Raw genomic sequence first — 12280 nt, forward strand, 5'->3', positions numbered from 1 at the left:
ACGTCAGCGGCGGGACAGCATGGCGACCTCGTTCCCGAAACCGACCAGGATCCCGCCCTCCGGGGTGATGGCCACTGCATTGGCGGCGTGCGGGAAAACGAGTTCGTCGATGACGGTGGCCGGGTCGCCGGCCACGTCCCACACCCGTACCCGTCGCCGGGTGGCGACCACGGCGACCGGGCGGCCGCCGACCGTACCGGTGGCGAACGCGGTCATCTCGTGGGCCGGGCCGAACGGGGTGTCGTCGATCTCCTGGCCGGTGTCCGGGGCCCGGAACCGGACGGCGGAGTCGCTGTCAGGACCGACCGTCACCATGTAGGTACGACCGTTGGCCAGCAGCAACACTTCCGCCGGCACCAACCGGTCGCCATCGGTCATCGACTCGATGATCTCCGCGGGACGGTCGTTGCCGGTGAGTTCCAAGCGGGTGGCCAGATCCCAGACCCGCACTGCCGGTCCGTCGTGTTCCGTCACGGCGTAGGGATGGCCGTCGACCACTGCGGTCCGCACCTTTGTCACGCCGTCGTACTCGCCCACCCATTTGTCGGCGGACATGGTCGACCCCGCGAGCCGGCCGGTGGCAAGGTCCCGTATCTCCAGCGTCTCGTCCTCGCCGCCGGTGATGGCCACCGGCCGTCCGTCGAGCACCGTCGTCGCCGCTGCGGTCACCGCCCCCGCGTGGCCCAGGGCCCGATGGCCGACACCGGCGTCGCCGGACAACTCCCACACCCGGTTTCCGTCGGTGACAAGACAGCAGTCTCCCAGGGCCGCCGTCTTCAAGTTCTCCCCGGGGTAGATATCGGGGAGCCAGTCGGTGCACTGCAGCGGGTCGACGCTCCACACGTTGGCGGTGTGCAGCGGATTCCCCACGTACTCGTCACAACCGATGGTGAGCACGTGTGGCCGTCCGTCGATGGTCACGGCCGCCATCAACTCCAGAGAACGGTCGTCCCCCTCGTCACCATCGATTCGTTCGCCGGTGGCGGCATCCCACACTTCGACCCTGCCCTCGTAGCTGCCGGTGACCACGTGAGGTCGTCCGTCGACCGCCACAACCACCCACGACAGCAAATCGTCGCCGTCGTCAGGCTCCATCTCACAGACCACTTCCCGGGTGGTCAGGTCCCAGACCGCCACACTCTCCCCGTCACCGGCGACGGCGTGGGGCCTGCCTTCGATCGTGACCGACTCCACGTGGCCCGTCACCTGGGAGTTGTCACCGCGTGGCAGTACGCCAAGCAGTTGGCCCGTGGAAGGGTCGAGGACCCGCGGTCCGTCAGGACCGGCATAACTGACCGTGACCGGCCGGCCGTCGACCACCGCGGTCGTCTCTTCCTCGTCGGCCGCGGAGCTGGTGACCGGCGCCTGGCCAACCACCTCGCCGGTGGCCAGGTCGCGAAACACCATCGTGCTGTCGTCGAGGGTGATCACGGCAGGTCGGCCGTCGACGGCCACCACCGGCCGCGGCCAGCCGCCGTCGGAGTCGTCGAGGAAGCCAAGGAATCCGGGGTGGACTTCCTGGCCGGTGGCCCACTCCACCCGCCACCGCACGGCCGGCGCATCCGGTACCTCGACAGCGGCGATGCGCTCGGACAGGTCCCGGTCACCGAAGCGGGCCGCATCCACCGCCAGGATCTGCCGACGAGTTGCGGCGTCGGCGTCGTGGTGGGCGCGTGCCGACGCCCGGTACACCGCCACCGCCAACCGCGCCGCCGGCCCCGCGGCCACAGCGGTCAGCGCCATCACCTCTTCCGGATCCGCAGTCACCAGAAACGCCGGATCCGTCAACCGCTCATCCGCCAGGGCCGGCTCGCCGCCCCGCCCACCAACCCGAAGATCATCAGACATGGCCGGGACGATAGCCCTGCCCACCGACATCCACGACGCACACAGACACCCCGCAGCGAACCTCCGTGGTCAGTTGCGTGGTTCTACGTAACCACCGCGCTCGGCCGCGGCGCCGTCCCGCCCTTGATCGGAGAGGACCCCACAAGACTGCTGGACGAGCATTCACCCACGTCGGAGCCGACCTGCCGACCGCGCTGTGCGCCCACCACCGCGACGCGGAACGCACCGTACGGGCCGAGCCTCCCAGCCAGGTGCCGTTCCTCCAGGTGCTGTTCCTGCGTAGGCGCGCCTTCATCGAGCGGCCCCTCAGGGATCGAGAGCAGAGGTCATCGAAAGGTCAGGACGGCGAGTTCCGTGCCGAATGCGACGGCCAGACGCCCGTCCGGCGCCACCGCGACCGTGTTCACCATCGCGGGGAAGACGAGCTCCTCGCCGATCTGTTCGCCCGTGACCGCGTCCCACACCCGCACCGTGGCGTCCCAGCTCCCGGTGACGGTGACCGGGCGGCCGTCCACCGTGCCCAGCGCCACCGTGCACACCCCGTCCGTATGGCCGCGCAAAGGCTCACCGATCTGTCGGCCGGTGCCCATATCCGCCATCCGCGCCGTCCGGTCGTCGCTGCCGACCACCACGATCGTGCGGCCTCCCACCACTCCCGTGGCCAATGCCCGTACCGGGCAGGTGATGCCGGCCAGGGGCTCACCGATCTGCCGCCCCGTCGTCGCGTCCCACACCCGCACCGTCCTGTCGTCGCTGCCGGTGACACCGACCGGTCGGCCGTCCAGCATCCCCACCGCCACCGCGGTCACCTTGTCGGCGTAGCCGCGGCTGAACCGGCCGACCGACTCGCCTGTGGCCAGATCCCATATCTGCATGCGCTTGGTGCGGCGGTAGCCGTCGCTGGCGACGGCCACGAGGCGGCCGTTCACCGTTCCCATCGCCCGCGCGAGCATCAGTCCGTCCGGATTGCCCAGTGGTTCGCCGACGGGCGCGCCCGTGGCCACGTCCCACACACGTACGGCGTGGTGGTCATAGCTCCCCGTGACCGCGACCGGGCGGCCGTCCACCGTTCCCGCCGCCACGTGGAGCACCTCACGGGTATGGGCGGTGAGGGGGGCGCCGACGGTCTCACCTGTGGCGAGGTCCCACACGCGGGCCGTTCCGTCGGCGCTTCCGGTGACGGCGACGGACCGCCCGCCCACGTCCGCTGTCGCCACCGCGACCACGGTGTCGCCGTGGCCGGCCGGTGGTTCGACGATGTGCCGGCGTTCCGTCAGGTCCCACACGCGTACGGTGTGGTCGGTTCCGGCGGCCTCAGCGGCGGTGACCACGACGGGGGCGCCGTCCACCTCCGCCACCGCCAGGCAGCCCACCTGGTCGGTATGGCCGGTCAGCGGGTCACCGACCTGCTCACCCGTACTCAGATCCCACACCCGGGCTGTGTTGTCGCCGCCGCCGGTAACGGCAACGGGCCTGCCGCCCCAAACGGTTGTCGCGACGGCCGACACCCTGTGGGAGTGGCCGGTCAGCGGGTCACCGACCGGTTTGCCGGTGCCGAGGTCCCACACCCTCACCGTCGCGTCGTAGTCGCCCCCGGTCACGGCGAGCGGCCTGCCGTCCACCACGGCCGTCGCCACCGCCAGCACCTGTTCGGTGTGGCCGGTCAGCGGGGCGCAGCGCTGCTTCCCGGTGTCGAGGCCCCACACCCGGACCGTGGCCCCGCTGCCGGTGACGGCGACGGGGCGGCCGTCCACCACAACGGTCGCCACCGACTGCACCCAGAAGTCGTGGCGGGCCAAGGGCTCGCCGATCTGCCGTCCGGTGCCGAGGTCCCACACACGGGCCGTTCCGTCGCTGCCACCGGTGACGGCCACGAGGCGGCCCTCCACCACAACGGTCGATACGTCCAGCACCCAGCCGTCGTGGCCGGTCAGGGGCTCACCGATCTGCTGACGGCCGGTGAGGTCCCACACCCGGGCTGTTCCGTCCTCGCCTCCGGTGACGGCGACGGGGCGCCCGTTCAGAATCCCCGTCGCCACCGTCCGCACCGTGGCGTCGTGGCCGGTAAGGGGTTCACCGACCAGCTCGCCGGTCGCCACGTCCCACACCCGCAGTGCCCTGCCGTCGCCACCGCGCCACGTGGGAGCCACGGCGACGGTACGGCCGTCCACCACGGCTGTCGCCACAGACGGCACCGTCCAGCCGCTCAGGGCGTACCGGAACCGGCAATCGACCCTTCCTGCGGTGGCCCACTCCACCGCCCACCGTGCGTGATTCCCTCCGTCCACAGGTACGGCGGAGATCCGGGCGGCCAGCTCCCGGTCGCCGTACCGGGCGGCGTCCAACGCCAGCACGTGCCGACGCACCACGGGCGTGGCGCCCCGGTGCAGATGTGCCGAGGCACGGTACACCGCCGCCACCGAGCGAGCCCGAACGCCCGGCACCGCCTCCAGCAGCGCCCGCACCCGCTCGAAGTCCCCGTGCACCAGCAATGCCGGATCCGTCCACCAGGCGCCCTCCCCAACCGGACCGGTGCCCGAACCGCCGTCACGCACACCCACGATCAGTTCACCCCGCCGATCACGGCTCTGCCCTCGGCGGCGGCGGCCGCGAAGAACGCGCCCAAGTCCTCGAACTCGTCGACCTCGCCGTCCTCGTCCTCCTCGTCCCGGTCGGCCGCTTCGTCGGCGTCCCAGCCTTCCGCGACCAGCCCCTTCGCGACCTGCCGGACCTCGCCGGGGGTGAGAACGAAGGCGGGTCCGTAGCAGAACTCGTCGTACCCGTCGATGACCTCGCAGCCGTGGCCGGTCGCCCTGGCCAGCCCCCACTCCGTGGTGCCCTCCTCGGTCTCCGCAGGGGCTTCGGCGGTGGCAACAAAATTGCGGTAGTCCTCCCCATAGGAGTCCGGCCCCGGGCGAAAGCCCTGAGGGAGCGGTGCGGGGTCGTCCTTCTGGAAGAAGAGAGCGTGGATCAGTTCGGGCTTCTCGCGCACCTCCGTCAGCAGCGAAGGTTCGATCTTGGCGAGTTCCAGCCACATGGACACGGGCTCCTACTTCCTTTCCGACGTTCCAGACGTTCGATCAGCAAAGAGCGCGGTGAACTCGGGGTTGCCGTGCAGATCGCGCAGGTCCTCGTCGTCGTGCATCGAGGCGAAGTCGGTGTAGCCGTGCTGCTTGGCGGCACGTATGAACTCCAGTGCCCGCCCGTGGTCGCCGGCCCGGGCCGCGACACATGCGGCGTTGTGGAAGATGTACGGCGCGCGCGGGGCATGGTCGAGGGCGGCCGGCAGCAGAGCCTCCGCACGGGCGAGGGCGTCATGCAGCAGACAGGCGTGGAGCAGCCGGTTGTACGCCTGGGCGGGCGCGTCGTCGGGGAAGGCGGTGACGAACTCCAGGGCGGTGATGCTCTCCGCCGGTGGGATCGGCGGCGTTGGTGAGCAACCCCAGGAGCCAGGTGAAGCTGTCGGGATCGGCGCGCCACTGAGCGTCCCAGTCGCCCCCGTGAAGTCGGCTGAGCTGTTCGAGGAGTTCCTCACCGCGTTCGCGTGCGGTGGGGCCGAGGAAGCGCTGCGGGTCGACGAGGCGGGTCAGCCATGCCGCTGTCGCGCGGTGGTCGCGGAAGCCGCCGGGGAGCTCGTCGGCGGTCAGCTGCCAGGCCAGACCCGCCGTGAACAAGGTCGACGTATGGTGCCAGCCACCGGTCTTCAGCGGCAGCAGGTACCGGTCGACCTCGGCCAGGGCGACGGGGAACTCTCCGCGGGACACATCGCCGAGGGTGGGGCGCTCGCCCGCACGGATGACGGTCCCGCCCCCTGGTGAGGGGGTCACGGTGATGCCGGGGGTGGTGAAGTCCGGCGGTGCGTGGCCGGCGAGGTACGTGGCGAAGGCCGGGCCGAGGACGGTCAGCCATCCGGCGCCGACGACGCGCTCGGTCGCGGCTTCGAGCCAGCCGTCGCCGTATCCGACGTCGAGGGCGAAGAAGCGCCGGCACCAGGAGAAGACGCGCTGGTACGGGTCCTTGGCGGCGTCGGGGTCGAAGACGTAGGCGCTGTATCCGCCGTGGCCCGACCGGACCGGCAGCAGCGCGGCGAGTTCGTGGGCCAGCCGCGCGAGCCGTTCGGGGTCCTCGTCGGCGGGGACGATGACCTCGCAGAACGAGGCCCGCGGCCTGGCGTCCTCGTCCGTGGGCGGTATGCCGCGGACGTTGAGCGTGTAGTTGCGCCCGGCCCTGCCCTTCGCCCTGCCCTTGCCCTCGCTCTTACCCTTCGCCTTGGCCTTGGCCTTGATCGAGACTCGGATGCCGAAGTGCCCGCCGACATCGACCCGCAGGTCCCGCACCCATGACTCGTCGTCGGGGTGCTCGGCGTCCTCCGGGAAACCGCCGAACGCGCTCGGCACGGCCCAGGCCATGGTGCCGTCGATGGGGAAATGCCGGCGGAACGCGCGGAAACAGCCGACGACCTCGTCCGGTGACGGATACGCGCCGAGGTAGAGCACCAGACTGAGCATCACCGACGCCTTGGACTTCTTCTTGCCCACCACCAGGTCGCCCGGCTCGACGGCAGGTGGCATCGGGTCGTGCGCCGGCGGCGTCGTGGCAACCGGGGCCGCAGGCCCGCTGTTCGGCGTGCGGCGCAGCTCGTCGAGGAGCCGGGCATCCTTGGCAGCGCGGTGCGCCGGGGTCCAGTCGGTACGGGCGGCGTCCTCGTACGCCAGCAACTGGTCCAGATACTCCTGCACGGCTTCGAGCCTGCCGGCCAGATACGCCCCGAAGTCGGGGTAGCGGCCCTCCTCCTCGTACAGGAAGTCGACGACCTCGCCGCTGTCAAGCAGCAGCACCAGCAAGGGGTCGTTGTCGCAGGCGCCGATGACGAGGGCGTCGCGCAGTTCCTCGGGGGCTTCGCAGTCCTCCAGCGTCTCCTCGTGGTACGGGTACGCCCCGTCCGCGTCGATCAGCTCTGCGGTGCCGAAGAGGGTGATGCCCCAGGGGAAGCCCTGCCAGCCGTCGTGCAGACGCAGGAACTCCAGGTACTCCGGCGGGAGACCACCGTCCCGGATCCGCTGGGCCTCGGCGAGGGCGGACGCCGACGCCGGGCGGGCGCGGCGCCGAGGCCGGCTCGTCACCCTCACGTTCCGCTTTCTCTGCCAGCGCGGCCAGGATGCGGGAGACCGTCATCTCGATCATCACGGCCTCCGGCCAGTCGTCTCGTGCGCCTTCGGCCGGGTGAGCGCGGCGCCGGCCTCCTCACCGGGAGCGTTCCTCAGTAGATCGGTTCCGATCACGTTCGCTGTTTCCTTGTGGCTTTTCAGGGCGGATTCGCCGCAGAGGGCCGCCGTCCGTGGTCTCTCCGCGGCCTCGTCGGCGAAGTGCGCCGCGAGGGGGTCCCGGTCCGGGTCGTACGGTGGCTCAGGGTAGAGCCTGGCCCATGCCGTGCGGCATGGGCATCCGTGGAACTACCCAATGTCATACGGAACCTCGACCTGCTCGGGGTGTTTGGTCGGGGCGTTGTCAGAGGTACGCCCTACATTTCCGGCATGAACGATGCCACGAACTGGACTCCCCTCGGTGCCGGGGAGCAACTGCCCATCGACATGGCCGCGATCCGGGAGGTCGCCGCAGCGATACGGGCCGAGCGGGCCCAGGTGCGCGAGGCCGCCGGTGTCCCGGACGACGGCGGCTGGATCACCGAGTTCCGCTGGATCACCGAGCTGGTGGCGCCGGACTTCGGCAGCTACCAGGAGCTCCTTGCCGAGCTGGCCGACGGCTACAACCACGAACAGGTGCCGTCGCTGCCCGTACTCTGTGCCAGGGCTCTCGGGGAGAGCGGTACGACCCGGGTCGTGGACGGTGACTGCCTGGTGCGGGAGCCGTTCTTCCACCACGGGGACCTGGTGGTGAAGGGCCACCTGGGCGTGATGGCCCCCTTCGTGGTCACCGGCTCGCTGACGGTCGAGGGGGTGCTGACCGACTGCGCCCCCAAGTCGGTGGTGGCCGTCCACGGCGGCGTGCGGGCCCGCGGGGTGTTCACCGACGGTGAGATGTCCATCCGTGGCGACGTCGACGCCGAGGTGGTGTACGGCAGTTACAACGACCACACCCTCCAGACGGGCGTCATCCGAGCCCGCCTGGTCATCGAGGACGAACACGAGACGATCGCCTCAGATGTCCAGGCGGAGCTCTACTTCGACACGCTCGACTTCCAGCAGGGATACGGCGAGGGCGTCCAGGAGCAGCTGCGCGAGCTGCTGGTGGACGAGGTGTTCGCCGCGGACGAGGACGAGGACGAGGACGAGGACGAGGACGAGGAGATGCTGAGCAGTGAGCTGCTCCTGGCCAGGCTGCACGAGGGCCTGCCGGTCTTCCGGTCGGACGCCGGGGCAGAGGATCACTGAGCGAGTGCATTCGCCTGTGTGATTTCAGGCCCCCGGCGGGGCCATGGGATCACCGGCGTCCACATTCCAGGTCTCGGGCAGCTCCGCGCCGCAGAAGACGCACACGAAGTCGTCCTCGCGCACGATGTTGTGCTCCTGGCATCGTTCGCAGCGCCGGAACACGACCTCGTGGTGGAAGCCGTCGGAGTAGGCGGCGACTCCCGCGCGGCGCAGCGCCGCGGCGACCGGCAGCCAGGACATGCCGTCGGGGCAGTAGCCGGTCGACTGGTTGCTGACGAAACGGGGCATCCAGACACCGGCGGCGCGCGTGAAGGCGACTTCGCCCGCGCCCAGGACCCGGCCACCGCCGGCGCACACCACATGTTCGCTGCGGCGCGGCGCCAGCCGCAGGAACCCTTCCATGTCGACCACGAAGGTGAAGGGCTCGTCGAGTTCGGAGGCGGGCTGTTCGCGGACCCAGGCGTCGAAGTCGGCCGGTGAGCGAATCGTACGGGCGCCCCCACCACCCGCCTGGAGGGCGGCGGCCAGGAGGGCGGCGGGACCGACGTACCGGTAACTCCGCGGCGTCAGAAAGCCGTCGATCACCTCGTGCAGCAGCTCCGGCCGGTCGAGATGCACATCGTGGCCCGCGCCCCGGACGACACGGAGCGTGGTGTCCCCGGGACGGCGGCTCGCCATCGAGGTGGCCTCCTCGGGACACATGTCCCCGTCGTCGCCGCGCACGACGAGGGCGGGGCAGATCACGTCGTCCCACTTCCGCCAGTAGTTGCGGTGGGCGAGTTCGGCGACGGAAGCGGTCATCAGGGCGGGGTCGAAACGGGGGTGGAGGCCGTCGTCGCGAGGTTCGAGGCCGGAGGCCCAGGCGTGGGCGGCGGCCGGGCTGCCGCCGAAGAACCGCGCCGCGGCGGAAGGGGACTCGAAGGGAACGGGCCAGGAGGAGAGCCACTGCCCTATGTGCCCGGGAAGGTCCGGTACGGGACCGTCGGGGCCGGCCTCGATCAGGATCAGGGCGCGGACCAGTCCGGGGTGGGCGGCGGCGGTGAGCATCGCGGTGTGACCGCCCAGGGACTGCCCGACGAGGACCACCGGGCCGCTGTCCGGGAGCAGTTGCCCGATGACGGCGACCACATCGCGTACGTACGCCGCTCGTGAGACGTCCGTCGGCTGCCGCTCGCTCGCGCCGTGCGCGCGGGCGTCGTACGCGATGACCCGGTGGCGCGGCAGCAGCAGCTCGGCGAGGGCGTCCCACTCCCCCATGTGGCCCGCGAGTCCGTGCAACAGCAGGACGGGGGTGCCGTCTCCGCCGTAGTCGCGGTACGCGAGACGGACCTCACCGTGTACGACACCTGATGCGGCACGGGGCTTCATGGCTCCGGAGTGTGGGGGCGGTACGGCGGCCGGACAACTCCTTTTCCGATCGGGGACATCGACGTGGGGACGGATATGACCGACCAGGTGCCCGCGTGGCCTCGGATTCCGTAGAACTGCGTAATCGGCTACGGACCTCCCCTGAGTACGGCCGACGGGCGGAGTGGGTGTCAGTGGGCGTGGCTACAGTGCCGGTTGTGTCTGGGGCCCCCAGTCGGCGGCCCGGAGTGTGGTCCGGGTGCAGGCATGGGCGCGGGCGCATGCGCGGTCGGCCGGTCCCGGGCTCCGCCGGGGGCATCGGCAAGAGCCGCTGACATCCCTTCGTGCAGTGGTGAAGTGACGTGACGTGATGAGGAGTTGCGATGACCGAGGCGACCGAGCGCGCCGGGCGATCCGCGGTACCGGTTGCACCGGAACCGGTCCGCATACGCTGCCAGGGCGCGGAGCATGAACTCGTGATGCGGGACGGCCGGTTGCGTACGTGCGACCACGGGCCCGGCGAGGAGGAGCGCGAGGAGGTCGTCAGGGCGCTGGGCGGTGAGTTGTCGGCGTGCTTCGCGGTGCTGCGTGCCTGGTACGGGGGCGAGTCGGTGCCCGAGGAGCTGGAGGCGCAGCGGCGGCGGCTCTTCGGCGCGGCCCGGGCGGGAGACACCGCGGCTGTCACGGCCCTGCTGGACGCGGGTTGGGATGTTGTAGTGCCGGAGGCCGGGACCGGGAAGACACTGCTGCATCTGCTGGCGGTGCTGGACCACACGGTTCTGCTCGACCGGTTGCTGAAGGCGGGGGCGGATGTCAACGCCACCGACGGCGAGGGGCACAGTGTGCTGCGGAGCGTGGTGTGCGAGGGCGGTTCGCCGGAACTGGTGCGGGCGCTGGCGGACTCCGGGGCGGATCCGACGGTCTTCGCGGGCGAGTTGTTCGTCTGGCTGGAGGACCACCGACAGGATCTCGATTTTCTCGTCGAGCAGCTCGACGACCTCATGACGGAACGGTCGCTCGCGGCCGCGTGACCACGCCGGGCGGCAGGAGCCGGGGCGCCGGAGCGGGGAAACGTGCCCGTCGGCCGGGCGGCGGGCGTCGGCTCCGTCACAGCCGCCGTGCTGCCCTCTATGGCCGGGGACGGTACCGCCCCGGCCGGAAGCCCCAGACGGAAGCCTCAGCCGGAGGCCCCCAGCCGGAACCCGTAGCCGCTGCCGGACGTCTCGTACGGCCACTCGCAGGCCCTTGTCACAGCCCCGCGCGGCGATCGGCCGCGCCCGGGGACAGAACCACCCAGGAGCAGAGCGTATGACCACCACCGTGACGACCACCGCGCAGACTCAGGCCGGTCCTTCGGGCGGCACCGCGAAACCACGCGGTGCCGCGCGGGCGGCGCAGGGCGCGGAGGCGGGCGCCGGCGGGGACCGGCTGGCGGTGGCCGACGAGCTGGTACGGCAGCTGGGCCAGACGCGGACGGAGCCGGCTGCCGATGCCCAGCTGGAGGCGCTGGCGCTGGCTGTCGCGGCGAACCTGCCGGTGCTGCTGTGGGGTGAGCCGGGCATCGGCAAGACGGCGGCGCTCCAGCAGCTCGCCGCCGGACTGGACACGGCTCTGGAGACGGTGATCGCCAGTGTGCACGAGCCGTCGGACTTCGCGGGCCTGCCGGTGGTGGGCGACGATCCGGCGGTACGGGGTGTGCCCATGGCCCCGCCGGACTGGGCGGTACGGCTGGCCGAGCGGGGCCGGGGGGTGTTGTTCTTCGACGAGTTGTCCTCCGCGCCGCCCGCGGTGCAGGCCGCGTTGCTGCGGGTGGTGCTGGAGCGCCGGGTCGGCAGCCTGGCGCTGCCCGCGAGTGTCCGGGTGGTGGCGGCGGCCAATCCGCCCTCCAGTGCCGCCGACGGCTGGCATCTGAGCCCGCCGCTGGCCAACCGGTTCGTCCATCTGCGCTGGACGCACGATCCGCGGGTGGTGGCCCGCGGTTTCGCGGGGACCTGGCCGCGGATCCCGGTCCCCGCCGTACGGGCGGAGCGCATGCCCTCCGCCGTCGCCCGGGCCCGAGGGGTGATCTCCGGGTTCCTCACCGCACGCCCCGGCCTGATACACCGCCTGCCCGCGGACGCCGAGGCGCGCGGCGGGGCCTGGCCCTCGCCGCGGACCTGGGAGATGGCGCTGCGGCTGCTGGCGTTCGGCTACGCCGCGCAGGCCGGGCGTGAGGCACTAGCGTCCGCGCTGGTCGGCGCGGTCGGTGACGGCCCGGGTGTGGAACTCCTTTCCTACGTGGAGGAACTGGACCTTCCCGACCCGGACCAGGTGCTGGCCGACCCCGCGGCGTTCAGCCTGCCCGAGCGGGGCGATCGGCAGCTGGCGTTCCTGACCGCCGTGGTAGCCGCCGTGCAGAGCTCCACCACCCGGCAGCGGTGGGAGGCCGGCTGGGAGGTACTGGCCAAGGCCGTGGACGCGGGCGTACCGGATGTCGCGGCGCGGGCCGCGTACGACCTGGCGGCGCTGCGGGACACCGACTGGCCCGTCCCCGCGGTGGTCGGCGCCTTCGTCGACGTACTACAGGCCTCCGGTCTCCTCACCGCTGCGGGGCGGTGAGCGGCGTGGCTCCCTCCCGCTCCCCTGCCGCCGCCCCGGCGGACGCCGTCCCGCAGCGCATCGGCTCACCTCCCGCCCAGAGCACCGGTCCGGGA

Annotated in this window: 9 protein-coding genes; 3 read left to right on the top strand and 6 right to left on the bottom strand. The window is 71.5% G+C overall.

The window, feature by feature from the left end; genetic code table 11:
• Positions 1–3: 3 nt before the first annotated feature.
• From ACH5AC_RS12650 to ACH5AC_RS12670, 5 genes are all read right to left on the bottom strand, one after another.
• On the bottom strand, positions 4–1848 hold the full coding sequence (locus ACH5AC_RS12650; RefSeq protein WP_398861745.1) for a WD40 repeat domain-containing protein: 1845 nt from the start codon (positions 1846–1848) through the stop codon (positions 4–6).
• Positions 1849–2174: 326 nt separating this feature from the next.
• Positions 2175–4409: a WD40 repeat domain-containing protein gene (locus tag ACH5AC_RS12655; RefSeq protein ID WP_398861746.1), complete on the bottom strand. Its 2235-nt coding sequence runs from the start codon at positions 4407–4409 to the stop codon at positions 2175–2177.
• A gap of 2 nt (positions 4410–4411) precedes the next feature.
• Entirely contained in the window at positions 4412–4891 is a 480-nt protein-coding gene (locus tag ACH5AC_RS12660; RefSeq protein ID WP_398861747.1) for a hypothetical protein, read from the bottom strand.
• Positions 4892–4897: 6 nt separating this feature from the next.
• On the bottom strand, positions 4898–5269 hold the full coding sequence (locus tag ACH5AC_RS12665) for a TPR end-of-group domain-containing protein (RefSeq protein ID WP_398862201.1): 372 nt from the start codon (positions 5267–5269) through the stop codon (positions 4898–4900).
• Entirely contained in the window at positions 5163–6971 is a 1809-nt protein-coding gene (locus ACH5AC_RS12670; RefSeq protein ID WP_398861748.1) for a type VI immunity family protein, read from the bottom strand. The genes ACH5AC_RS12665 and ACH5AC_RS12670 overlap by 107 nt, the downstream gene beginning before the upstream one ends.
• A gap of 411 nt (positions 6972–7382) precedes the next feature.
• Between ACH5AC_RS12670 and ACH5AC_RS12675 the strand changes: the two genes are divergently transcribed.
• Entirely contained in the window at positions 7383–8240 is an 858-nt protein-coding gene (locus ACH5AC_RS12675) for a hypothetical protein (protein WP_398861749.1), read from the top strand.
• A 24-nt stretch (positions 8241–8264) separates the two neighbouring features.
• Here ACH5AC_RS12675 and ACH5AC_RS12680 read toward each other — a convergent pair whose 3' ends face one another.
• Positions 8265–9608, bottom strand: a complete 1344-nt coding sequence (locus ACH5AC_RS12680) for an alpha/beta fold hydrolase (RefSeq protein WP_398861750.1) — start codon at positions 9606–9608, stop codon at positions 8265–8267.
• 362 nt (positions 9609–9970) lie between these two features.
• Here ACH5AC_RS12680 and ACH5AC_RS12685 point away from each other — a divergent pair, with 362 nt between their 5' ends.
• Positions 9971–10618 (top strand): ankyrin repeat domain-containing protein, encoded by a 648-nt coding sequence (locus tag ACH5AC_RS12685; RefSeq protein WP_398861751.1) that lies wholly within the window; start codon positions 9971–9973, stop codon positions 10616–10618.
• 277 nt (positions 10619–10895) lie between these two features.
• Positions 10896–12185, top strand: a complete 1290-nt coding sequence (locus ACH5AC_RS12690) for an AAA family ATPase (RefSeq protein ID WP_398861752.1) — start codon at positions 10896–10898, stop codon at positions 12183–12185.
• The last annotated feature ends 95 nt before the right edge of the window (positions 12186–12280 follow it).

Origin of the sequence: Streptomyces sp. NPDC018693, assembly GCF_044391385.1 — a bacterium.
In the GTDB taxonomy this organism is placed as follows: domain Bacteria; phylum Actinomycetota; class Actinomycetes; order Streptomycetales; family Streptomycetaceae; genus Streptomyces.